The sequence below is a fragment of the Streptomyces sp. genome, assembly GCF_035645055.1.
Lineage (GTDB): Bacteria > Actinomycetota > Actinomycetes > Streptomycetales > Streptomycetaceae > Streptomyces.
The window spans coordinates 1-22,336 of sequence record NZ_DASQNH010000020.1 but is presented as its reverse complement, the minus strand read 5'-3'; the positions used below and the strand labels follow the sequence as shown (position 1 = coordinate 22,336).

The following is a 22,336-nucleotide window of genomic DNA, read 5'->3' as shown; positions in this document are numbered from 1 at the left end:
GCCTCACTTGACGTAGGTGTCGGCGGTCACCAGTTCCCGCTCGCGCGGGTCGTGGGCGGCGTCCACGACCGAGGCGGCGTCGCCCTGGATCACCCGCTCGTGGAGCAGGGGCACGGCCGCGTCGGTGCGGAGCACGGCGGCCTCGGCGGCGACGACGGCCTCGCGGCGGGCCTCGCCGGTCGCGGTCCGGGAGGCCGTGCCGAGGGCCTTGTCGACGGCCGGGTCGGCGAGCTGGGAGATGTTGAAGGAGCCGTCGGAGGAGAAGTCGCTGTAGAGGTAGGCGGCCGGGTCGCCGGAGTCGAGGACGGTGGCGCGGGAGAGGATGAACGCGTCGAACTCGCCCGCGAGCGCGTCGGATTCGATGGCGGCGTACTCGCGTACGTCCAGCTTCACCCTGAACCCGGCCTTCTGGAGCTGCTGTTGCAGCGCCGCCGCGACCTCCGGCAGTTCGGCGCGGTCGGTGAAGGTGCCGATGGTGATGCTCCGGCCGTCCGGGTCGCCGGCCTCGGTGCGCCGTACGGGCTCGCGCAGTTCGGCCGCCCACGGCAGGGCGGGACCGAGCAGCCCCTTGGCGACGTCGGCGCGGCCCTCGTAGACGCCCTTCACGATCGACTCGGCGTCGACGGCCTCGCGGGCGGCGGCGCGCAGCGCGGGGTCCTTGAAGGCGCCCTTCCCGGTGTTCAGGTAGAGGGTGTTGGTGCGGGGCATCGGGACCTCGGTGACCAGGTCCTGGTCGAGCAGGGCGGCCTGGGAGACCGGCACCGCCTCGACGATGTCGGCCTCGCCGCTGCGCAGGGCGGCGGCGCGGGCGGTGCCGTCGGGCACGAACCGCACGTCGATGCCGGGGGCCTTGGCCTTGCCGCCCCAGTAGTCGTCGTAGCGGTCGAGGGTGGCGGAGGAGGTGCCGTTCACCTTCGTCAGTTCGAAGGGACCGGTGCCCGCGCCGACCGGGTTCACGGTCTTCCCCGTGTACGCCTTCGCCGCGAGGATCGACAGCTGGGGGGAGCTGAGTCGCTGCGGGACCAGGGGGTCCTCGGTGGCGGTGGTGACGACGACCTTGTTCCCCTCGGCCTCGGCGGTCAGCTCGACGCCGTCGAGGATGCGGGGCTTGGGGGCGGCGGTGGCGGCCTCGGTGAGGGAGTTGACGACGGCCCGCGCGGTCAGCTCGGTGCCGTCGTGGAACGTCACCCCGTCCCGGATGGTGAACGTCCAGCTCCGGCCGTTCTGCCGCCACTCGGTGGCCAGCGCCGGCTCGGCGTCGCCGTCCTCGTCCAGCGTCACCAGGGTCTCGGCGGTCGACCAGCGGGACAGCTTGAACGCGTCGTCGGAGAGCGGGGACAGGCCCGAGCGCGGGGGCTGCATCATCGCGACGCGGACGCGCTTGCCCTCGGCGCCGCCGCCGTCACCGGTCGCGGCGAAGCAGCCGGTGAGCAGGGCGGGGGCCGCTATGGCCGCGGTGAGGGGCAGCAGGCGGGCGGGGACGCGCACGGGACACTCCGGGTAAAGGGCTGGTCAATGGTTGAGCGTGCGACGAACCGTAGCACGATGACAATCGTTTTCAGAAAGTGTCGTCCGCCCTCGGCTGCCCGCGCCCGCCCCGCCCCGGCTCCGCCCGCCCAGGCCCGCGCTCGCCGGATCGCCATGCCGCCCTACAGCCGCGCCCCCTTCAGCGCCATGTGCAGCAGCAGCCGGTCCTCCCCGTCGTCCAGGTCCAGCCCCGTCAGCTGCTCCACGCGCGACAGCCGGTAGTACAGGGTCTGCCGGTGGATGCCCAGCTCGGCCGCGGTGCGGCCGGCCTGGCCCGCGCGGTCCAGGTACACCTCGGCGGTGCGGGCCAGCTCCTGGTGGGCGGGGGAGAGCAGCGGGGCCACCGCCGGATCGTGGACGGCCTCCGGGGGCAGCGCGGTGAGCAGGCGGTACGGCCCGACGCCCGCCCATTCGGCGACCGGGCCGAGCCGGGGCTCCGCCAGGGCGGCGCGAGCCGCCGCCGAGGCCTCCCGCCAGGACGTGCCCAGCTCGGCGAGACCGGCGCGCGGCTGGCTCACCCCGGCCGCCCGGGCGCCCTCGCGCAGCAGCCGGGACGCCGTGCTCAGCGCCGGGGCGGTGACGTCCGCCGCGCGCAGCCGGACCAGCGCCGCGAGGCTCTGCCCGGTGGTGCCCCAGGGCACCGTGCACAGGGCGGTGGTGTGCGGCAGGGCCCGCGCCGAGGGCGCGTCGTCCGGGTCCGCCGACGGCCATGGCGCCACGCACACCACGGCGTGCGGGCCGTCGCCGCGCGGGCCCAGCGCGGTGCGCAGCGCGGCCACGGCCATGTCGCGCTGCCAGCCGCGCTCGGTGGCCAGCACCGCCCGCAGCTCCCGGGTGAGGTCGGCGCCGTGCTGGGCCTCGTCGGCGAGCAGCGCGCCGATCCGCGCGGTCACCTCCATGGCCGCCGCCAGCTGCCGCTCGCTCGGTCCGGGCTCGTCCTCCAGCAGCCAGACATAGCCGAGGACCACACCCCGGTGGCGTACCGGCAGGCAGATCCGCCCCCGGTAGACCCCCGCCTCCGGGGTGGGCGGGATGCGGACCGGGCCGGTCGCCCGGGTGATGCCGAAGCCCTCGAACCAGGCCCGCACGGCGGCGGTGGAGCGCCGGGTGAGGATCGAGCGGGTGCGCACCGGGTCCAGGGCGGAGGCGTCCAGCTCGCCCTCGCTGTCGTAGGCCCCGAAGGCGATCAGCTCGAAGTCGCGGTTCTCCAGCGTCGCCGGGGCGCCCAGCAGCTCCGAGATCTCGTCGACCAGCTCCTGGTAGTCACCCACGTTTTTGAAGGCTGCGGTATCCGGCGTCACCCGGGCATTCTGCCGCATTTCCGCGAGCCTTCATACATCTGTCTGAGATCGGTGGCACGGATGCGTGACAGCTGTCGATGGCCGACGATCGGAGGGATCCTTAGGTTTCACGGTGGTTCTCCGTGCCGTACCCGAATCGTCGGGTAACGGTCGATGGTTGGTTGTATGTGGAGGTGCCCCGTGCTGGGTCCCGTGATTCTCGCCGCGTCGCGCAGCGACCGGATGCGTCGCCTGATCTCGGCGGCCCCGGTGACCAAGCAGGTCGTCGACCGCTTCATCCCCGGTGAGACCGTCGGTGACATCGTGCCGATCGTCGAGGACCTCACGGCCAAGGGCCTGGAGCTGACGATGGACGTCGTCGGCGAGGACATCACCACCCCCGAGCAGGCCACCGCCGCCCGCGACGCCTACCTCCAGCTGATCGAGCAGATCAAGCCGCTGGAGCTGGGCGAGCGCGTCGAGATGTCCGTCAAGCTGTCGATGTTCGGGCAGGCGCTGGAGGGCGGCCACGAGCTGGCCCTCGCCAATGTGCGCCCGGTCGTCGAGGCCGCCGCCGCCATCGGTACGACGGTCACGCTGGACGCCGAGGACCACACCACCCTGGACTCGATGTTCGCCATCCACGAGGAGCTGCGGAAGGACTTCCCGCAGACCGGCTGCGTCATCCAGGCCTACCTCTTCCGCACCGAGGCCGACGCCCGCCGCCTCGCCGCGAACGGCAGCCGCGTGCGGATCGTGAAGGGCGCGTACAAGGAGCCCGCGTCGGTCGCGTACCAGGACAAGCACGAGATCGACAAGGCGTACGTCCGCATCCTGAAGACGCTGATGGACGGCGAGGGCTACCCGATGATCGGGTCCCACGACCCGCGCCTGATCTCCATCGCCCAGGAGCTGGCCCGCAAGGCCGGGCGCAAGCTCGACGAGTACGAGTTCCAGATGCTGTACGGCATCCGCGGCGAGGAGCACCTGCGGCTGGCCGCCGAGGGCCACCGGATGCGGGTCTACACCGCCTACGGCACGGACTGGTACGGCTACTTCATGCGCCGCCTGGCGGAGAAGCCCGCGAACCTGCGGTTCTTCCTGCGCTCGATGATCACCAAGGGCTGAACCCGAACACCCGCTCACGTACAAGGAGTTACGGATCTCATGGACGCTGTGACCCAGGTCCCCACCCCCGTCAACGAGCCGGTGCACGGCTACGCCCCCGGCTCGCCCGAGCGCGCCCGCCTGGAGGCCAAGCTCAAGGAGCTGGCCGAGAACCCGATCGACCTGCCCTGCACCATCAACGGTGAGCGGCGGATGGGCGGCGGCGAGGCCTTCCAGGTCGTCCAGCCGCACAACCACAAGGCTGTGCTCGGCACCTACCGCAACGCCACCCGGCAGGACGCCCAGGACGCCATCGACGCGGCTCTCGCGGCGGCCCCGGCCTGGCGCGCGATGTCCTTCGACGACCGCGCGGCGATCATCCTGCGCGCCGCCGAGCTGCTGGCCGGCCCGTGGCGCGAGACCATGGCCGCCTCCACCATGCTGGGCCAGTCCAAGACCGCCCAGCAGGCTGAGATCGACACCCCCTGCGAGCTGGTCGACTTCTGGCGGTTCAACGTCCACTACGCCCGCCAGATCCTGGCCGAGCAGCCCCCGGCGAACTCGCCGGGCGTGTGGAACCGCCTGGACCACCGCCCGCTGGAGGGCTTCGTCTACGCGATCACGCCGTTCAACTTCACGGCCATCGCCGGCAACCTGCCGACCGCCCCGGCCCTCATGGGCAACGTGGTCGTCTGGAAGCCGTCCCCGACGCAGACCCACGCCGCCGTGCTGCTGATGCGGCTGCTGGAGGAGGCGGGCCTGCCCAAGGGCGTCATCAACCTGGTCACCGGTGACGGCCTGGAGGTCTCCGAGGTCGCCCTGAACCACCGCGACCTGGCCGGCATCCACTTCACCGGCTCGACCAAGACCTTCCAGTACCTGTGGAAGACGGTCGGCGCCAACATCGAGAAGTACCGCGCGTACCCGCGTCTGGTCGGCGAGACCGGCGGCAAGGACTTCGTCGTCGCCCACCCGAGCGCCGACCGCGCGATCCTGAAGACCGCCCTGACCCGCGGCGCCTTCGAGTACCAGGGCCAGAAGTGCTCCGCGACCTCCCGCGCCTACATCCCGGCGTCCATCTGGAACGACGGATTCAAGGAGGAGTTCGCCGCCGAGGTCGACTACCTCACCATGGGTGACGTCACCGACCTGTCGAACTTCATCGGCGCCGTCATCGACGAGCGCGCCTTCGCCAAGAACAAGGCCGCCATCGACCGCGCCAAGAACGACCCGTCCTGCACGATCGTCGCGGGCGGCTCCTACGACGACTCGGTCGGATACTTCGTCCGCCCGACCGTCATCGAGTGCGCGGACCCGGAGAACGAGGTGTTCACCACCGAGTACTTCGGCCCGATCCTCGCCGTGTACGTCTACGAGGACGACAAGTACGACGAGATGCTGACCCAGATGGAGTCCGCGTCCGACTACGCCCTCACCGGCTCGGTCATCTCCAGCGACCGCGCGGCCACGGCGTACACGATGGAGAAGCTGCGCTACGCCGCGGGCAACTTCTACATCAACGACAAGTCGACCGGCGCCGTCGTCGGCCAGCAGCCCTTCGGCGGCGGCCGCGCCTCCGGCACCAACGACAAGGCCGGTGCCCCGCAGAACCTGACGCGCTGGACGCTGACCCGCGCCATCAAGGAGACGCTGGTCCCGCCGACCGACTACACCTACCCGCACATGGGCTGAGCCCCCACCGGGCACCGACGGGCCGGGTCCCCTCCACGGGGTCCGGCCCGTCCGCCGTCTCAGCCGTCGGCTCCGCGCGGGTTCGGCAGGCGGTAGAGGACGCAGCGGCGCAGCGGGCCCTCGGGCACGTTCGGGTCGTCGAAGTCGTCCGCCGGGTCGTACGTCATGCCCAGCCGCTCCGTGACGGCCCGCGAGCGCCGGTTGGCGGGCACGGTGACGGCGAGGATCTCCGGCAGCCCCAGCTCGGCGAAGCCGAAGGCGAGGACCGCGCGGGCGGCCTCCGTGGCGTAGCCGTGGCCCCAGGCCGTACGGGCCAGCCGCCAGCCCGCCTCCACACCGGAGAACGGCTGGCCCTCCTCCACCGGATCCAGGCCGGTGAACCCGATGAACTCGCCGGTAGCGCGCACCTCGACCGCCCAGAACCCCCAGCCCCGCGCGTCCAGATCGGCCTGGAAGCGGGCGGCACCGGCGTCGGTGCGCTCCCGGGTGGGCGTGCCGGCCAGGTACCGGCGCACCTCCGGGTCGGTGTTCAGCGCGGCCCACGGGTCCAGATCGGACTCCCGCCAGGAGCGGAGCAGCAGACGTTCGGTACGCAGTTCGGCCATCGGGGCACCGTAGGCCGCTCGGACCAGGCCTGCGACCGAAATAAACCGGGGGAAAGCGGACCCGCCGCCTCGCGATACTGGCGCCATGACCACCACGCGCACCGCCCACACCGCCGACCTCACCCCCGCCGAACTCGCCGCCGTCCGCGCCCTGCTGCACGACGCCTTCGACGGCGACTTCTCGGACGAGGACTGGGACCACACCCTGGGCGGGGTGCACGCCCTGGTCCACGACGAGCGCGGGCTCGCCGCGCACGGGGCCGTCGTGATGCGGCGGGTGCGGCACGGGGGGCGGTGGCTGCGCCTCGGATACGTCGAGGGCGTCGCCGTACGGGACGACGTGCGGCGACGGGGGCTCGGCGGGCAGGTCATGGAAGCCCTGGAGGGCGTCATCGCCCGCGCCTACGACCTCGGCGCCCTCTCCGCCAGCGACGACGGCGCCGCGCTCTACGCCGCCCGGGGCTGGCACGTGTGGAACGGGCGGATCGGCGTCCTCGGCCCGAACGGCGTCGTGCCGCTGCCCGAGGAGGAGGGCAGCACCTACGTCTGGCCCGCGCCCACCGGTCCCGAGGACGAGCTGGTCTTCGACTGGCGGGACGGAGACGTCCTCTGACCTCGCCCGTCTCAGATAGTAGGAAGTCCGAGTAATTGTGGAGACAGATGCTCCGCCCTCCCCTACTTTTGTAGGAGCCGAACGTCTCGCTCGACCCAGCGATGGGCGCTCGTGAGCCGGGCCCGTGCAGGCAACCCCTGCGGCCCCGTGGCTCCCGCCCGACCGGCGTCCCATGGACCCCTGTCCGCCCTCCCGCATGCCGAAGGAGTCGATTTCCCATGGCCGAGACGACCGTCCGCCGCCGAGTCCGCCACCTGTCCCGCACGACGGAGACCGACCGTAAGAACGCCGCCGCGGCCCTCCAGCGCGCCCTCGACCGCCGCGACAACGGTGGTGCGACCGGCCACTGACCGGCCCGTCGCACGCCCCGTCACCGGCACCCGGTTGTCCGCATCGCGGACAGCGTGTGTCATCCCATGGGACGAGGAGTAGGGTGCCCGCATGTCTCGCAGCATCGATCTCGCAGTGATCCCCGGTGACGGCATCGGCCAGGAGGTCGTGGCCGAAGGCCTGAAGGTCCTCTCCGCCGTCCTTCCGCAGGATGTGAAGCTGGAGACCAAGGAGTACGACTTCGGTGCCCAGCGGTACCACGCCACCGGTGAGACCCTCACCGACGCCGACCTCGACGCCCTGAAGCGGCACGACGCCATCCTGCTCGGCGCCATCGGCGACCCGTCCGTTCCCTCCGGTGTCCTGGAGCGCGGCTTCCTGCTCAAGCTCCGCTTCGCCTTCGACCACCACGTCAACCTGCGGCCGTCCAAGCTGCTGCCGGGTGTCGCCACCCCGCTCGCCGGAGAGCCGAAGATCGACTTCGTCGTGGTCCGCGAGGGCACCGAGGGCCCGTACACCGGCAACGGCGGCACCATCAGGAAGGGCACCGAGCACGAGGTCGCCACCGAGGTCTCCGTGAACACGGCCTTCGGTGTCGAGCGCGTCGTCCGGGACGCCTTCGCCCGCGCCCAGGCCCGCCCGCGCAAGAAGCTCACCCTGGTCCACAAGAACAACGTGCTGACCTTCGCCGGTCACCTGTGGACCGACATCTTCAACAAGGTGGCCGAGGAGTACCCCGAGGTCACCACCGAGTACATCCACGTCGACGCGGCGACCATCTTCCTGGTCACCCAGCCCGAGCGGTTCGACGTGATCGTCACCGACAACCTCTTCGGCGACATCATCACCGACCTCGCCGCGGCCGTCTCCGGCGGCATCGGCGTCGCCGCCAGCGGCAACATCAACCCGAGCGGCGAGTTCCCGTCCATGTTCGAGCCCGTCCACGGCTCGGCCCCGGACATCGCCGGCCAGGGCAAGGCCGACCCCACGGCGACGGTGCTGTCCGTCGCCCTGCTGCTGCGCCACCTCGGCCTGGAGGCGGAGGCCGCCCGGATCGAGGAGGCCGTCGCCGCCGACCTCGCCGAGCGCGTCGGCAAGCCGGCCCGCTCCACCGCGGAGATCGGCGACGCGCTCGCCGTGCGAGTAGCCGGCTGACCCCGGCGCGCTGTTCGAACCATTTCGAAGCCGTCGGGTTCCCCAGGGTGCCCGGCGGCTTCCCCGCGTCCCCGCCGGGTGTCACCATCGACCCCTGGGCCGCCTGCACCTCGTTTCTTCCGTCGACCCCCGCGCGCGATAATCGGACGCGGAGCCGCGGAACGAGGGAAAGCTCGGACGTCCTACCACTGGCCGGAAACGGCCGCCGGTGCGGGCGGATCAGCGGTAAGCGGCCCGTCACTACAACCGGTGAAGGACAACCACTCATGACGACGCCCACGATCGAGCTGAAGCCCTCGGCCCACCCGCTCGCCGACGCGGAGCGCGAGGCGATCCTCGCCAGCCCCGGTTTCGGCCGCCACTTCACCGACCACATGGTGACGGTCAAGTGGACGGAAGGCCGTGGCTGGCACGACGGGCAGCTCGTGCCATACGCGCCGATCCCCCTCGACCCGGCCACCACGGTCCTGCACTACGCGCAGGAGATCTTCGAGGGACTCAAGGCCTACCGCCAGCCCGACGGCTCCGTCGCCACCTTCCGCCCGGACCAGAACGCCCTGCGCTTCCAGCGCTCCGCCCGCCGGCTGGCCATGCCGGAGCTGCCGGTGGAGACCTTCATCGCGGCCTGTGACGCCCTGGTCCAGCAGGACAAGGCGTGGGTGCCGGCGCACGGCGGCGAGGAGTCCCTCTACCTGCGCCCGTTCATGATCGCCACCGAGGTGGGGCTCGGTGTGAAGCCCGCCAACGAGTACCTGTTCCTCGTGATCGCCTCCCCGGCCGGCGCGTACTTCCCGGGCGGCGTGAAGCCGGTCTCCATCTGGGTCTCCGAGGACCGGGTGCGCGCCGTCCCCGGCGGCATGGGCGACGCCAAGACCGGCGGCAACTACGCGGCGTCGCTGCTCGCGCAGGCGGAGGCGGCGGCCAAGGGCTGCGACCAGGTGTGCTACCTCGACGCCGTCGAGCACCGGTGGGTCGAGGAACTGGGCGGTATGAACCTGTACTTCGTGTACGGGGACAAGATCGTCACCCCGGCCCTCACCGGCTCCATCCTCGAAGGCGTCACCCGGGACAGCCTGCTCTCCGTCGCCCGCGACCTCGGCTACCGGGCCGAGGAGGGCCGGGTCTCCGTCGACCAGTGGCAGCGCGACTCCGAGAACGGCAGCCTCACCGAGGTGTTCGCCTGCGGCACGGCCGCGGTGATCACGCCGGTGGGTACGGTCAAGCGGGCGGGCGCGGAGTGGAAGCAGAGCGGAGGAGAGCCCGGCGAGGTCACGCTGCGGCTGCGCCAGGCTCTGCTCGACATCCAGCGTGGCACGGCCGATGACAAGCACGGCTGGATGCACAAGCTGGGCTGAGCCGGTCGGTTGTCCGCGGGCCGTACGGGGCTGGCCGAGCAGTTCCCCGCGCCCCTGGGGGGTGTCTCCTAGAGGTCCGCTGTGGCTCGGGCCGTCGTGGAGTTCCGCTCCTCGGCGGCCCTTTCCCTCTGCGGGAGCAGCACGTACGCCAGCCCGCCCACCGCGCCCGACAGCAGGAAGCTGCAGTCCACGCCGCCGGTCAGGGCGAGCAGGGGACCCTCGTACGACGGGAGGGCCACGGCCAGCACGCCGACCACCGCGCCCAGGGCCCATGACACGGTGGCCGGGATGTTCCAGCCCGCCGTGAACCAGTACGCCCCGCCGCGCGCCCGGCGGTTGAACACCTGGAGGGCATCGGCGTCGTAGACGCCGCGGCAGCGTGCGAAGCCGATGAGGGTGATGACGGCCCACGGGGTGCCGATCGCGGTCAGCAGCAGGACGAACGAGGTCATCGCGGTCTGCGCCGCGATGGCGAAGTGCCCGGCGAACACGCACGCGGTGGCGAGGGCGGCGGCCGCGCAGGTGGCCCGGGCCCGGGACAGGCGCGGCAGGATGGCGTCCAGGTCGAGGCCCATCGAGTAGAGCATCAGGCCCGCGTTGCCGACCGATCCGGCGGAGGCGGCGAGCAGCAGCGGCAGCAGGTACCAGGCCGGGGCGGCGTCGGCGAGCGGGCCGGCGTAGTCGAGGGCGGCACGGGCGGCGTACGAGGTGAAGGTGCCGAAGAGCTGCGGCACCAGCAGCCCGAGGAGCAGGCCGAGCCAGGTCGCGCGCAGCACGGTGCGCGCGGAGTGGCGGGCGGGGGAGATGTAGCGGGTGTAGTCGCCGAGCAGGGTGATGAAGGCGACCGGCCCGGACAGGCCCGCGGCCACCGCCGCGAGGAGCCAGGTCGGCCAGAAGCCGCCGAGCAGGTAGCCGCCGGTCTCCTCCAGTGCGCCGGTGGTGAAGTCCGGGGCGTAGGCGATGACACCGAGGACGAGCAGGACCGTCATGCCGATCGCGAGGATCCGGGACAGGGCGAGCAGGACCCGGTAGCCGTAGACGGCGCCCGCGACGGTGGCAGCGGCGAGCAGGCCGTAGACCACGACGTACGACACCTCGCTCGCGGGCAGGCCGAACAGCCGGTCCAGCACGCTGACCGTCACATCGCCGCCGATCCACACCGTCAGCGCGGTGTAGCCGAGCGCCAGCAGCAGGCCGACGATCGAGCCGACCAGCCGTCCGCGCACCCCGAAATGGGCGCCGGAGGAGGTCGAGAGGTTGGTGGCGGTGCGCAGCGAGATCAGGGCCAGCGGGGCGGTGAAGGCGATGCCGGCCAGGGTGCCGGCGACGACCGAGCTGACCGAGGCCCACCAGCCGAGTCCGAAGGACGGCGGCAGCCAGCCGAAGACGATCACTCCGAGGCAGAGGTTGGAGCCGAGCAGGATCGACACCAGGTCACGAGGCGTGCTGGTGCGTTCCTCCTCGGGGACGGTGTCGACTCCGCGCTGTTCCATCGGCATGGCTGTCTCCTTCGACGCGCCGGATAGTTTGAGCGGCGCTCAATGTGACGTGACTCAAGCACCCCCGTCAATGCTTCGGTTGCGACAAAGCCAGGTTTAGAGTGATGCTCTAAACCTGGGGAAGGCAAGGAGGTGCCCGCGTCATGAGACTGACCCCCACGGAACGTGACCGGCTGCTGCTCTTCGGAGCCGCCGAGCTGGCCCGCGCCCGCCGGGCCCGCGGTCTGAAGCTCAACGTGCCGGAGGCCACGGCGCTCGTCGCGGACACCGTCTGCGAGGCCGCCCGCGACGGAAAGCGGCTCGCCGAGGCCATCGAGGCGGCCCGGTCCGTGCTCGGGCCGGACGACGTGCTGCCCGGCGTCGCGGACGTGGTGACCGAGGTGCACGTCGAGGCCGTCTTCGACGACGGCTCGCGGCTCGCGGTCGTCTCCGACCCCATCGGCGGCGGGCTGGGCGCCGAGGCTCCCGGCGCGCTGCTGCCCGGTCCCGAGCACACCGAGTCCGAGCCGGCCGTCCGGCTGAACGTCACCAACACCGCGGGCGTCCCCGTCTCGGTGACCTCGCACTTCCACTTCTTCGAGGCCAACCCGCGGCTCGACTTCGACCGCGCGGCCGCCTACGGCATGCGGCTCGCCGTCCCCGCCGGATCCTCGGTGCGCTTCGGCCCCGGCGAGAGCGCCGAGGTGGGCCTCGTACCGGTCGGCGGCGACCGGATCGCGATCGGCTTCGCCGGTCTGGTCGACGGACCGCTGGACGCGCCGGGTGCGCGGGAAGAGGCCCTGCGCCGTGCCGCCGCCTGCGGCTACCTCGGTGTACCGGAGACGACTGATCAGGAGGCCGGACGATGAGCCGCCCCGGAGGCCACCCCGCAGAGGCCCGCCGCCTCACCCCCCACGAGTACGCCGCCACCCACGGCCCCCGCGCCGGCGACCGCATCCGGCTGGGCGACTCGGGCCTGACCGTCAAGGTCGAGTCCGACTCCCAGCGGTACGGCGACGAGTTCCTGGCCGGATTCGGCAAGACCGCCCGCGACGGACTGCACCTGAAGGCCGCCGCCGTCCGCGAGACCTGTGACGTCGTGATCAGCAACGTCGTCGTGATCGACGCGGTACAGGGCATCCGCAAGGTGTCGATCGGCATCCGCGAGGGGCGGATCTGCGCCATCGGCCGGGCCGGCAACCCCGACACCCTCGACGGCGTGGACGTCGTCGTCGGCACCGGCACCTCGATCGTCTCCGGCGAGGGCCTGATCGCCACCGCCGGAGCCGTCGACACCCACGTCCACCTGCTGTCGCCGCGCATCATGGAGGCCTCGCTCGCCTCCGGCGTCACCACCGTCATCGGCCAGGAGTTCGGGCCGGTGTGGGGCGTGGGCGTCAACTCCCCCTGGGCGCTGAAGCACGCCTTCAGCGCGTTCGACGCCTGGCCCGTCAACATCGGCTTCCTCGGCCGCGGTTCGTCCTCCCACGAGGCACCGCTGACCGAGGCGCTGGCCGAGGGCGGTGCCTGCGGCTTCAAGGTGCACGAGGACATGGGTGCCCACACCCGCGCCCTGGACACCGCGCTGCGCGTCGCCGAGGAGCACGACGTGCAGGTCGCCCTGCACAGCGACGGGCTGAACGAGTGCCTGTCCGTCGAGGACACCCTGCGCGTCCTCGAAGGCCGCACCATCCACGCCTTCCACATCGAGGGCTGCGGCGGCGGGCACGTCCCCAACGTGCTGAAGATGGCGGGCGTGCCGAACGTCATCGGCTCCTCCACCAACCCCACCCTGCCGTTCGGCCGGGACGCGGTCGCCGAGCACTACGGCATGATCGTCTCCGTCCACGACCTGAAGACCGACCTGCCCGGCGACGCCGCCATGGCCCGCGACCGCATCCGCGCCGGGACCATGGGCGCGGAGGACGTGCTGCACGACCTGGGCGCGATCGGCATCACCTCGTCCGACGCGCAGGGCATGGGCCGCGCGGGCGAGACGGTCCGCCGTACGTTCGCCATGGCCGGGAAGATGAAGGCCGAACTCGGCGGCCCCGACACCGACCACGACAACGAGCGCGTGCTGCGCTACATGGCCAAGCTGACCATCAACCCGGCGATCGCCCACGGCCTGGCCCACGAGGTCGGCTCCCTCGAGGCCGGCAAGCTCGCCGACATCGTGCTGTGGCGGCCGGAGTACTTCGGCGCCAAGCCACAGCTCGTGCTCAAGGCCGGTTTCCCGGCGTACGGCGTGGTCGGCGACCCCAACGCGGCCACCGACACCTGCGAACCCCTCGTGCTGGGCCCGCAGTTCGGCGCACACGGCGCCACCCCCGCCGACATCTCCGTCGCCTTCGTCGCCCAGGCCGCCCTCGACCAGGGCCACGACACGATGCCGACGCGCAGGAGAAGGGTCGCCGTCCGCGGCACCCGCGGCATCGGACCGGCCGACCTGCGCCTGAACTCCCGTACCGGACAGGTCGACGTGGACCAGCGCACCGGCCTGGTGACGCTGGACGGCGAACCGCTGCGCTCGGACCCTGCCGACTCCGTCTCCCTCAACCGCCTCTACTTCCTCTAGGACGCCCCGATGACCTTCCGCATGCCCCCCGAGTGGGCCCCGCACGAGCGCACCTGGATGGCCTGGCCCGGCCCCAACCCGACTTTCACCACCGACGAGGAACTGGCCGAGGCCCGCGCCGCCTGGGCGTCCGTGGCCCGCGCGGTACGCCGCTTCGAACCGGTGACGGTGGTGCACGGACCCGGCCAGGGCGACGGCGCGCGGGAACTCCTCGGCCCGGACATCGATCTGGTGGAGCGCGAGCTGGACGACGCGTGGATGCGGGACATCGGCCCCACCTTCGTGACGGACGAGGAGGGCCGGCTGGCCGCCGTGGACTGGGTGTTCAACGGCTGGGGCGCGCAGGACTGGGCACGCTGGGAGCACGACTCGAAGATCGCCCGGCATGTCGCGGACCTCGCGGGAGTGCCGGTGCTCAGCAGCACCCTCGTCAACGAGGGCGGCGCGATCCACGTCGACGGCGAGGGCACCGTCCTGCTCACCGACACCGTCCAGCTCGGCTCCGGCCGCAACCCCGGCTGGAGCCGCGAACAGGTCGAGGCCGAGATCCACGCCAAGCTGGGCACCACCAAGGCGATCTGGCTCCCGCACGGCCTGGCGGGCGACTACGGCATGTACGGCACCCAGGGCCACGTCGACATCGTGGCCGCCTTCGCGCGGCCGGGCACCGTGGTCGTGCACAGCCAGCGCGACCCGGCCCACCCGGACCACGTCCGCTCCCGGATGTACCTGGAGATCCTGCGCGGTCAGACCGACGCCCAGGGCCGCCCCCTGGAGGTCGTGGAGATCCCCGCCCCGACCGTCCTGAAGGACGAGGAGGGCGACTGGGTCGACTACTCGTACATCAACCACTACCTGTGCAACGGCGGCGTCGTGCTGTGCGGCTTCGACGACCCGAACGACGAGATCGCGGCGGGCATCTTCCGGCGGCTCTTCCCCGAGCGGACGGTGACCCTGGTGGACGCCCGGCAGATCTTCGCGGGCGGCGGCGGCATCCACTGCATCACCCAGCAGCAGCCGAAGACCCGGTGACGGCCCGCGTCGGGTAGAACATACGGGTGAACGTCCTGGTCTGCGCGGCATGCGGCCGCCCTCTCACCGAGCCCGTGCGGCTGCTGCCCGAACTGCCCGAGCGCCCGGGGTACGACGGCCTGCCGAACGCCGACGGGTCGCGGCACGCCCCGTCGACCGTGGCGCGCGGCACCTACGCGGTGGACCCGGAGCCGAGCGGGGCGCCGTTCGTGCCGCACCCCGACCCCGAGTGGTGCGGGAACGCGATCCCCGGAGTCTGTGTGTCGGACCCCGACGGGCCGGGCTGCCTGATGTCCGCCGGGCCGCGCGACACCCTGGTCGTCCATCCCGATGACTGCCTCGGCTTCCTCGGCCACAACCCCGCCGTGAGCGAGGTCGCCTGCTGCGGCACGGCCGGGCGCGAGGGGCCCAACCAGGTGTGCGGCGGCTGCGGCACCCCCGTGGCCACCCTGTTCAGCGAGTGCTACGGCCCGTACGAGACGCACTTCCTGCCCGACGCCGTCCGGGTCGAGGCCGCCCCGTGAGCACCCGCCGCCGCACCCCGGCACCGCCCCGCGAGGAACTGCTCGCCGCGGCCATGGAGATGATCGCCGAGCGTGGCCTGGAGAAACTGACCATGGCCGCGCTCGGCCGTGAGGTGGGCATGAGCAGCGGCCACCTCCTGTACTACTTCCGCACCAAGGACGAGCTGCTGCTGCAGACCCTGGAGTGGAGCGAGGGCCGCCTCGGCGCCGAGCGCGGCCGGCTGCTCGCCCGCCCCGGACCGGCCCGCGCACGCCTCGACGCGTACGTCGACCTGTACGTCCCCGACGGCCCGGGCGACCCGCACTGGACGCTCTGGCTGGAGGTCTGGAACCGCTCGCAGAACGCCGACGACGACGCCCGCGACCGGCAGGCCGCCATCGAGGGCGCCTGGCACCGCGACCTGGTGGCGCTGCTCGCCGAGGGCGTTTCGCGCGGCGAGTTCCGCCCCGTCGACCCCGACCGCTTCGCCGCCCGGCTGCGGGCGCTGCTCGACGGCTTCTCCATCCATGTCGCCATCGGCCTGCGCGGCACCGACCGGGCGCAGATCCTCGGCCACGTACGCGAGTTCCTGGACCAGAACCTGCTCGCGGACGGCCGAACCACTGCCCGGGGCGTACGCGATACGGCCGATTGAGCCGGATCGCGGCGATGCGCTTGGCTCGGGGAAGCCCTCGGCGCGGGGCCGGGGGAGCGTGTCACGGGGAGACGGGGCCGGCCGCGCCGAGCGGGTAGGCGTCGCCGCGACGGCGGATCCGGCTGGGCGTCCGACGGCCTCGCCCTGTCACGCGACGGCCGCCACCTCGCCGTCACCGCCTCCTCGTCGCGGACGGCGGACGGCGGACGGCGGACGGCGGGCGCGGGCACGCCCGACCGGACCCTCGCCCGCATCCAGCCGCACCCGCGCGGCGGCCCAGGCGAGTTGTGGCCGGCCGATCTTCGTACCGGCGAGTGATCCGGGGCTCGCATACTGAGACACCCGTGAGCACGGCGGCGGGGCTGTGCCAGACTGCCTCCGTGCTCTCGTTCGCCATGATTATTGGCAGCAGGCGCGCCGGTCCGCAGTGACCGCCTCGTACGACCCGGTACGGGCGGACACCGTCGTCCTCGACCCGCGCGCAGACCTCTCGCACCCGCGAGAGGTTTTTCGTTTTCCCGGCCCACCCGCAGCCGGGAGGGGAGCGCGAGGGACCATAGAAGGACGGTGGAGCCGGTCATTCCGGTAGACCGAGATCCAACACAGGAGCCTTCACGACCATGACGGAAACCAGCGAGCTCGACGACTCGTTCCACGTCTTCGACACCACCCTGCGCGACGGCGCCCAGCGCGAGGGCATCAACCTCACGGTCGCGGACAAGCTGGCCATCGCACGGCACCTGGACGACTTCGGCGTCGGCTTCATCGAGGGCGGCTGGCCCGGCGCCAACCCGCGGGACACCGAGTTCTTCGCCCGCGCGCAGGCGGAGATCGGCTTCAAGCACGCCCAGCTGGTCGCCTTCGGCTCCACCCGCCGGGCCGGCGCCAAGGCTTCCGAGGACCCGCAGGTCAAGGCCCTCCTCGACTCCGGCGCCCCGGTGATCACCCTCGTCGCCAAGTCCCACGACCGCCACGTCGAACTGGCCCTGCGCACCACCCTCGACGAGAACCTGGAGATGGTCCGCGACACGGTCGCCCACCTCAAGTCCCAGGGCCGCCGCGTCTTCGTCGACTGCGAGCACTTCTTCGACGGCTACCGCGCGAACCCGGAGTACGCCAAGTCGGTGGTCCGGGCGGCGTCGGAGGCGGGCGCCGACGTGGTCGTCCTGTGCGACACCAACGGCGGCATGCTCCCCGCCCAGATCCAGGCCGTCGTCGCCACCGTCCGCGCCGACACCGGTGCCCGGCTCGGCATCCACGCCCAGGACGACACCGGCTGCGCCGTCGCCAACACCCTCGCCGCCGTCGACGCGGGCGCCACCCACGTCCAGTGCACCGCCAACGGCTACGGCGAGCGCGTCGGCAACGCCAACCTCTTCCCGGTGGTGGCCGCGCTGGAGCTGAAGTACGGCAAGAAGGTGCTGCCGGAGGGCAAGCTGCGCGAGATGACGAGGATCTCGCACGCGATCGCCGAGGTCGTGAACCTCACCCCCTCCACCCACCAGCCGTACGTCGGGCTCTCCGCGTTCGCGCACAAGGCGGGCCTGCACGCCTCCGCCATCAAGGTCGACCCCGACCTCTACCAGCACATCGACCCCGAGCAGGTCGGCAACACCATGCGGATGCTGGTCTCCGACATGGCGGGCCGGGCGTCGGTGGAGCTGAAGGGCAAGGAGCTGGGCATCGACCTGGGCGGCGACCGCGAGCTGGTCGGCCGGGTGGTGGAACGCGTCAAGGAACGCGAGCTCGAGGGCTACACCTACGAGGCCGCGGACGCCTCCTTCGAACTGTTGCTGCGCACCGAGGTCCAGGGCAAGCCGCTGCGCTACTTCGAGGTCGAGTCCTGGCGGGCCATCGTCGAGGACCGCCCCGACGGCACCCACGCCAACGAGGCCACCGTCAAGCTGTGGGCCAAGGGCGAGCGGATCGTCGCCACGGCGGAGGGCAACGGCCCGGTCAACGCCCTCGACCGGGCCCTGCGGGTCGCGTTGGAGAAGATCTACCCGCAGCTCGCCGCGCTGGAGCTGGTCGACTACAAGGTCCGCATCCTGGAGGGCAAGCACGGCACCCAGTCCACCACCCGCGTCCTGATCTCCACCTCGGACGGCACCGGCGAGTGGTCCACGGTCGGTGTGGCCGAGAACGTCATCGCCGCCTCCTGGCAGGCCCTGGAGGACGCGTACACGTACGGGCTGCTGCGCGCGGGGGTGCGGCCCGCGGAGTGAGCCGCGCGTGCCGGCCGCCGCGTGGGCGGCGCCCTCCCGCCGTGCCGGCCGGTCCGGACCGAAACACCGGGCGGACCGGCCGGACTGAGCGGCCGGCCACCGCCCGGAAGCCCCGCGGCCCGGCCGGTGCCCTACGGCTCCGCCATGACACAGCCGTAGGGCGCCGACCCGCTTCCACGCAGGCTCTATACCCATGTTTGACCGTTTCGGGTAGCTTCGAAGGTATGAGGGCCGCGATGATGCGTACCTTCGTACGCCTGCTGATCGTGCCGGTCACCGCCGCACTGGCGGTGCTGTCGGCCGGTGCGCCCGGAGCGCATGCGGCCACCGACCTCTCCGAGGTCGCCCAAGCCCTGCGGGAGAGCCCCGTCTATGTCGACCCGGCCGCCTCCGGCCTGCTGTCCGAGGCGGACGCCGAAGCGCTCGCGGACAAGATCGAGGACGCGGACAAGCCTGTCTTCGTGGCGGTTCTCCCCGCCGACCAGCCGACCGAGAACCTGTTCCGCAACCTCCGCACCGAGACCGGCGTCACCGGCCTCTACGGCGTCCGGATCGGCGACCGCTTCGACGCGCGCGCCGACAGCAGTGTGCTGAGCCGCCAGGGCGTGTCCAACCTGGTCACGGCCGCGCAGGACGCGGGCGACGCCAAGGCCCAGCTGAACGACTTCGTCGACGACGCCCTGCGCGGCGGCGTCGGCGGCACCGCACCCGCCTCCTGGGGCAGTGTCGACACCGGTGTCTCCACCACCGCGCTCGTCACCACCGGCGCGGTGCTCGCGGCGGGCGGCGCGGGCGCGTACGCCCTCGTCCGCCGCAACCGGCGCCGCCAGGAGGCCGAGCAGCGGGCGGCCCTGGAGAAACTGCGCGTGGTCGTCGACGAGGACATCACCGCGTACGGCGAGGAACTGGACCGCCTCGACTTCCGGCCCGGCGAACCCGGCGCCGACGACGCGATGCGCGCCGACTACGCACACGCCCTCGACGCCTACGAAACGGCGAAGACCCGGATGGCGGCCGCCCGGAGACCGGAGGACGTGCGGCCGGTCACCGAGACCCTTGAGGACGGCCGGTTCGCGCTCGCCCGGCTCGCCGCCCGCCGCGAGGGCCGGCCGCTGCCGGAACGCCGGCCGCCGTGCTTCTTCGACCCCCGGCACGGCCCGTCCGTCGCCGACGCCACCTGGACGCCGGAGGGCGGGGCGACCCGCGAAGTGCCGGTCTGCGCCGCCGACCGGTCCCGGCTCGCCGACGGGCTCGACCCCATGATCCGCGAGGTCGACACCGGCTACGGCCGCCGCCCCTACTGGGACGCGGGCCCGGCCTACGGCCCCTGGGCAGGCGGCTACTTCGGCGGCGGCATCCTGCCCGGCCTGCTGATCGGCACCATGCTCGGCGGCATGATGGCCACCCCGTCCTACGCGGCCGACTACGGAGCCGGCTACGGCGACTCCGGCGGCTACGAGGGCGGCGACGTCTCCGGCGCGGACTTCGACACGGGTGACTTCGGCGGCGGCTTCGGCGGCGGAGGCTTCGGCGGCGGCGGGGACTTCGGCGGGGGAGGGGACTTCGGGGGCGGCTTCTGATACCTGGCGGCGGCCGGACCGTCCGCGCGCCCCGGCGGACGGTCCGGCCGCCCCCGGTCACCCGTTCACTCGTGGTCCGGCAGCCGCAGCCACTCCTCCCAGGTCAGGTCCCACCCGATGAACCGCGGTGCCTCGAACGGCCAGTCCTCGGCGATCCAGCGCGGCACGAACGCGTCCAGCGCCCGCTCCAGCGCACCGTCGGCCTCCTCGTCCACCACCCACCAGGAGATCTCGGCGTCGGCGCCCCGCTTCTCCGGCGGATCGATGTAGACGCAGCCGAGCAGGGCGGTGCGGTCCGGGCTTTCGAGGGTGTAGTTGAACGACTGGTGGGCCTCGATCTCGACAGCGTGCCGCTCCAGGTCCGCGAGGTTCGCCTCGTACGACATGGTGGCCGACGGCCAGCCCCAGGCGGGGCCGAAGATCGACCACAGCCGCTCCCGCGAGCCCATCACGGAGGGGTAGTCGAGCGGCGCGTCCGCACCGCTGATCGGCCGCAGCCGATGGCCCCCGGCGTCGGGTATCTCGACGTGCAGGGGATGGACGAAGTCATGCGGGAGCCAGGTCATGACGGTGAGCCAACCACGTGGCCGCCCGCCGCGCACGGCAATTCGGCTCCGCTCAGCCGGCGCTCCAACGTCCGGCACCGGCGGCGTACCGCTCGCCCGCGGCATGCCACCAGCGAGGCGGCGGCACGCCGCCCTGCCCGGAAGCCGACTGCCGTGGGTGCAGCCCCAGCCGCCACAGCGCCCGCGCGGACACACTCACCGTGACCCAGGCCCGCCGGCGTCCGTCGGCCCCGGGCGCGCAGCCGCGGTCCCAGTGGACGTCTCCCGGCGGGAACGGCATCCAGTCGATGCCGCGCTCCCGCAGTCAAGCGTGGACGACGGCCAGGGGGCGGGGACGGCCGTGATCGATCTCGTACGTCGCGAGGACGACCCGGGCGGGGCCGTCCGGTCGGGGATCGGCGGTGGTCATACCCGCCCTGATGCGGCATGCGGCCCGTGACGCGGCGGCAACCACCCTCCCCACTAGGCCCATTTCTGTCCTACAGCCGACCTAGTCTGCTCCCATGACCATTCAGGAGCCCCTCCCCTTCGAGACCGTCGCCGACCTCGACGCCTGGCTCTCCCGGCATCCCGCCCCGCAGCCGGGTCTGTGGGTGAAGGTGGCCAAGAAGGGCTCGGGACTGCCCTCCGTCACCGCCGCCGAGGTGAACGACGCGGCGCTCTGCCACGGCTGGATCACCGGGCAGCGCAAGGCGCTCGACGCCACCCACTACCTCCAGCGGATCACCCCGCGCCGGCCCGGCAGCCTCTGGTCCATGGTCAATGTGCGGCGGGTGGCGGAGCTGACCGCCGCCGGGCGGATGCGCCCGGCCGGGCTCGCCGAGGTGGACACCGCCAGGGCGGACGGCCGGTGGGCGGCGGCCTACGCGTCCCAGCGGGACGCGACCGTCCCGGACGACCTCGCCGCGGCGCTGGAGCGCAGCCCCGCGGCGAAGGCGGCCTTCGACGCGCTCGGCAGGACGGACCGGTATCTCGTCGTGCTGGAGCTGCTGCGCGCCCGGACGCCCGAACGGCGGGCCGCCCGGCTGGGGGCCGCCGTCGAGAAGCTCAAGGGTTCCTGATCGCCGAGATGTCGAAGTTCAGCTTGATCTTGTCGGAGACCAGGAAGCCGCCGGTCTCCAGTGCCGCGTTCCAGGTCAGGCCCCATTCGGAGCGCAGGATCGTGGCCTTGCCCTCGAAGCCGACGCGCTCGTTGCCGAACGGGTCCTTCGCGGCGCCGTTGAACTCCAGGTCGATGGTGATCGGCTTGGTGACGCCGAGGATCGACAGGTCGCCGGTGACGCGGTAGTCGTCGCCGCCGAGGGACTCCGCCCTGGTGGAGCGGAACGTCATGGCCGGGAACTCGTCGGTCCGGAAGAAGTCCGCGCTCTTGAGGTGGCCGTCGCGGTCGGCGTTGCCGGTGTCGATGCTGTCCATCTTGACGTCGATGGTCGCGCTGGACCTGGACGGGTCGGTGCCGTCGAGGTGCAGTGAGCCGCTGAAGTCGAGGAACTTGCCCTTGACGTTGGTGACCATGGCGTGGCGGGCGGTGAAGCCGATGGTCGTGTGGGCGGCGTCGATGGTGTAGTCGCCGGTCAGGGTGGCCAGGTCCAGGGTCATGGCGTTCTCCTCGGGTCGGAACGTTGAATGTTCAACTAGGTGAACGGGTTCCACCGTAGTCCTATTCCGTTCAAGTTTCAACATCTTGGCCGGGTGTCGTGCTCGGACCAGCGCCCCGGTGGCACCCGGCCCCCGTGCTGTCCGGGGCGAGAGCGCCTCGACGCGTTCGCGGGTGCCGAGGAAGCAGACGGTGATCGATCAGCAGCCGCCGGTACAACAGACCCGGGGCGATGCCGCGGGCGCTTCGGCTGACCGGGGCTTTTCACGGCAGCGTGACGCCCACCCGGTTCCCCTCGGCCCGCTCTCCTGCTAGAGGCATCACATGACGCCGGAACGCGCCTCACTCAGCCGCAGAGCCGTCCTCCTCGCCACCGCCACCGCCCTGACCGCCCCCGCCCCGCCCACGGCCCACGCCGCCGCCGACCCGTACGACACCCTGCGCCGCCGCTGGCTCG

20 protein-coding genes are annotated in these 22,336 nt (G+C 72.3%); 14 read left to right on the top strand and 6 right to left on the bottom strand.

Translation table 11 applies throughout. The features are described from left to right. Positions 1–3 precede the first annotated feature (3 nt). Positions 4–1,488 carry an ABC transporter substrate-binding protein gene (locus tag VE614_RS06235; protein WP_324933333.1) on the bottom strand — a complete coding sequence of 495 codons (1,485 nt, stop codon included), beginning with the start codon at positions 1,486–1,488 and terminating at the stop codon, positions 4–6. Between the two features lie 161 nt (positions 1,489–1,649). Next, positions 1,650–2,846, bottom strand: coding sequence for a helix-turn-helix domain-containing protein (locus VE614_RS06230; protein WP_324933330.1), 1,197 nt, complete (start codon positions 2,844–2,846; stop codon positions 1,650–1,652). A gap of 162 nt (positions 2,847–3,008) precedes the next feature. On the opposite strand from VE614_RS06230, the gene VE614_RS06225 reads away from it, so the two are divergent. Then, positions 3,009–3,935, top strand: coding sequence for a proline dehydrogenase family protein (locus VE614_RS06225; protein ID WP_324933327.1), 927 nt, complete (start codon positions 3,009–3,011; stop codon positions 3,933–3,935). Positions 3,936–3,974: 39 nt separating this feature from the next. Beyond that, the gene (gene pruA / locus VE614_RS06220) at positions 3,975–5,606 is read left to right on the top strand and encodes an L-glutamate gamma-semialdehyde dehydrogenase (protein WP_324933324.1); all 1,632 of its coding nucleotides are present in this window, start codon (positions 3,975–3,977) and stop codon (positions 5,604–5,606) included. 59 nt (positions 5,607–5,665) lie between these two features. Here pruA and VE614_RS06215 read toward each other — a convergent pair whose 3' ends face one another. Next, positions 5,666–6,211 carry a GNAT family N-acetyltransferase gene (locus tag VE614_RS06215; RefSeq protein ID WP_324933321.1) on the bottom strand — a complete coding sequence of 182 codons (546 nt, stop codon included), beginning with the start codon at positions 6,209–6,211 and terminating at the stop codon, positions 5,666–5,668. An 85-nt stretch (positions 6,212–6,296) separates the two neighbouring features. On the opposite strand from VE614_RS06215, the gene VE614_RS06210 reads away from it, so the two are divergent. The 4 genes from VE614_RS06210 to VE614_RS06195 all read left to right on the top strand — a co-directional run bounded on the left by VE614_RS06210 (position 6,297) and on the right by VE614_RS06195 (position 9,664). Next, positions 6,297–6,824, top strand: a complete 528-nt coding sequence (locus tag VE614_RS06210) for a GNAT family N-acetyltransferase (RefSeq protein ID WP_324933318.1) — start codon at positions 6,297–6,299, stop codon at positions 6,822–6,824. A 218-nt stretch (positions 6,825–7,042) separates the two neighbouring features. Further along, on the top strand, positions 7,043–7,174 hold the full coding sequence (locus tag VE614_RS06205) for a hypothetical protein (protein WP_086168599.1): 132 nt from the start codon (positions 7,043–7,045) through the stop codon (positions 7,172–7,174). A gap of 91 nt (positions 7,175–7,265) precedes the next feature. Beyond that, on the top strand, positions 7,266–8,309 hold the full coding sequence (locus VE614_RS06200) for a 3-isopropylmalate dehydrogenase (RefSeq protein ID WP_324933314.1): 1,044 nt from the start codon (positions 7,266–7,268) through the stop codon (positions 8,307–8,309). 266 nt (positions 8,310–8,575) lie between these two features. Continuing rightward, positions 8,576–9,664 (top strand): branched-chain amino acid aminotransferase, encoded by a 1,089-nt coding sequence (locus VE614_RS06195; RefSeq protein WP_324933311.1) that lies wholly within the window; start codon positions 8,576–8,578, stop codon positions 9,662–9,664. Between the two features lie 68 nt (positions 9,665–9,732). Here the strand turns inward: VE614_RS06195 and VE614_RS06190 are convergent, their stop codons facing one another. Then, complete coding sequence (locus VE614_RS06190; protein ID WP_324933306.1) at positions 9,733–11,163, bottom strand: cytosine permease; 1,431 nt, start codon at positions 11,161–11,163, stop codon at positions 9,733–9,735. Between the two features lie 143 nt (positions 11,164–11,306). Here VE614_RS06190 and ureA point away from each other — a divergent pair, with 143 nt between their 5' ends. The 7 genes from ureA to VE614_RS06155 all read left to right on the top strand — a co-directional run bounded on the left by ureA (position 11,307) and on the right by VE614_RS06155 (position 19,716). Next, positions 11,307–12,011 carry an urease subunit gamma gene (gene ureA / locus VE614_RS06185; protein ID WP_324933303.1) on the top strand — a complete coding sequence of 235 codons (705 nt, stop codon included), beginning with the start codon at positions 11,307–11,309 and terminating at the stop codon, positions 12,009–12,011. Next, the gene (locus VE614_RS06180) at positions 12,008–13,720 is read left to right on the top strand and encodes an urease subunit alpha (RefSeq protein ID WP_324933300.1); all 1,713 of its coding nucleotides are present in this window, start codon (positions 12,008–12,010) and stop codon (positions 13,718–13,720) included. The genes ureA and VE614_RS06180 overlap by 4 nt, the downstream gene beginning before the upstream one ends. Before the next feature lie 9 nt (positions 13,721–13,729). After that, the gene (locus VE614_RS06175; RefSeq protein ID WP_324933297.1) at positions 13,730–14,752 is read left to right on the top strand and encodes an agmatine deiminase family protein; all 1,023 of its coding nucleotides are present in this window, start codon (positions 13,730–13,732) and stop codon (positions 14,750–14,752) included. A 26-nt stretch (positions 14,753–14,778) separates the two neighbouring features. Beyond that, positions 14,779–15,276 (top strand): hypothetical protein, encoded by a 498-nt coding sequence (locus tag VE614_RS06170; RefSeq protein WP_324933294.1) that lies wholly within the window; start codon positions 14,779–14,781, stop codon positions 15,274–15,276. Continuing rightward, positions 15,273–15,911, top strand: coding sequence for a TetR/AcrR family transcriptional regulator (locus tag VE614_RS06165; protein WP_324933291.1), 639 nt, complete (start codon positions 15,273–15,275; stop codon positions 15,909–15,911). Before VE614_RS06170 ends, VE614_RS06165 begins: the two co-directional genes overlap by 4 nt. A 620-nt stretch (positions 15,912–16,531) precedes the next feature. After that, positions 16,532–18,136, top strand: a complete 1,605-nt coding sequence (gene cimA / locus VE614_RS06160) for a citramalate synthase (protein ID WP_324933288.1) — start codon at positions 16,532–16,534, stop codon at positions 18,134–18,136. A 224-nt stretch (positions 18,137–18,360) separates the two neighbouring features. Next, positions 18,361–19,716, top strand: a complete 1,356-nt coding sequence (locus VE614_RS06155) for a hypothetical protein (RefSeq protein WP_324933284.1) — start codon at positions 18,361–18,363, stop codon at positions 19,714–19,716. Positions 19,717–19,781: 65 nt separating this feature from the next. Here the strand turns inward: VE614_RS06155 and VE614_RS06150 are convergent, their stop codons facing one another. After that, entirely contained in the window at positions 19,782–20,282 is a 501-nt protein-coding gene (locus tag VE614_RS06150) for an N-acetyltransferase (protein ID WP_324933281.1), read from the bottom strand. A 503-nt stretch (positions 20,283–20,785) separates the two neighbouring features. Between VE614_RS06150 and VE614_RS06145 the strand changes: the two genes are divergently transcribed. Next, positions 20,786–21,343 (top strand): YdeI/OmpD-associated family protein, encoded by a 558-nt coding sequence (locus tag VE614_RS06145; protein WP_324933278.1) that lies wholly within the window; start codon positions 20,786–20,788, stop codon positions 21,341–21,343. Here the strand turns inward: VE614_RS06145 and VE614_RS06140 are convergent. After that, positions 21,330–21,881, bottom strand: a complete 552-nt coding sequence (locus tag VE614_RS06140) for a YceI family protein (protein WP_324933275.1) — start codon at positions 21,879–21,881, stop codon at positions 21,330–21,332. The genes VE614_RS06145 and VE614_RS06140 overlap by 14 nt on opposite strands. Positions 21,882–22,336: the final 455 nt, after the last annotated feature.

What these genes read in the sequence shown, in the direction of transcription:
- VE614_RS06230 (WP_324933330.1), bottom strand. Translation starts at nt 2,846, where the DNA reads ATGCGGCAGAATGCCCGGGTGACGCCGGATACCGCAGCCTTCAAAAAC.
- pruA (WP_324933324.1), top strand. Translation starts at nt 3,975, where the DNA reads ATGGACGCTGTGACCCAGGTCCCCACCCCCGTCAACGAGCCGGTGCAC.
- VE614_RS06215 (WP_324933321.1), bottom strand. Translation starts at nt 6,211, where the DNA reads ATGGCCGAACTGCGTACCGAACGTCTGCTGCTCCGCTCCTGGCGGGAG.
- VE614_RS06210 (WP_324933318.1), top strand. Translation starts at nt 6,297, where the DNA reads ATGACCACCACGCGCACCGCCCACACCGCCGACCTCACCCCCGCCGAA.
- VE614_RS06205 (WP_086168599.1), top strand. Translation starts at nt 7,043, where the DNA reads ATGGCCGAGACGACCGTCCGCCGCCGAGTCCGCCACCTGTCCCGCACG.
- VE614_RS06200 (WP_324933314.1), top strand. Translation starts at nt 7,266, where the DNA reads ATGTCTCGCAGCATCGATCTCGCAGTGATCCCCGGTGACGGCATCGGC.
- VE614_RS06195 (WP_324933311.1), top strand. Translation starts at nt 8,576, where the DNA reads ATGACGACGCCCACGATCGAGCTGAAGCCCTCGGCCCACCCGCTCGCC.
- VE614_RS06190 (WP_324933306.1), bottom strand. Translation starts at nt 11,163, where the DNA reads ATGCCGATGGAACAGCGCGGAGTCGACACCGTCCCCGAGGAGGAACGC.
- ureA (WP_324933303.1), top strand. Translation starts at nt 11,307, where the DNA reads ATGAGACTGACCCCCACGGAACGTGACCGGCTGCTGCTCTTCGGAGCC.
- VE614_RS06180 (WP_324933300.1), top strand. Translation starts at nt 12,008, where the DNA reads ATGAGCCGCCCCGGAGGCCACCCCGCAGAGGCCCGCCGCCTCACCCCC.
- VE614_RS06175 (WP_324933297.1), top strand. Translation starts at nt 13,730, where the DNA reads ATGACCTTCCGCATGCCCCCCGAGTGGGCCCCGCACGAGCGCACCTGG.
- cimA (WP_324933288.1), top strand. Translation starts at nt 16,532, where the DNA reads ATGACGGAAACCAGCGAGCTCGACGACTCGTTCCACGTCTTCGACACC.
- VE614_RS06155 (WP_324933284.1), top strand. Translation starts at nt 18,361, where the DNA reads ATGAGGGCCGCGATGATGCGTACCTTCGTACGCCTGCTGATCGTGCCG.
- VE614_RS06150 (WP_324933281.1), bottom strand. Translation starts at nt 20,282, where the DNA reads ATGACCTGGCTCCCGCATGACTTCGTCCATCCCCTGCACGTCGAGATA.
- VE614_RS06145 (WP_324933278.1), top strand. Translation starts at nt 20,786, where the DNA reads ATGACCATTCAGGAGCCCCTCCCCTTCGAGACCGTCGCCGACCTCGAC.
- VE614_RS06140 (WP_324933275.1), bottom strand. Translation starts at nt 21,881, where the DNA reads ATGACCCTGGACCTGGCCACCCTGACCGGCGACTACACCATCGACGCC.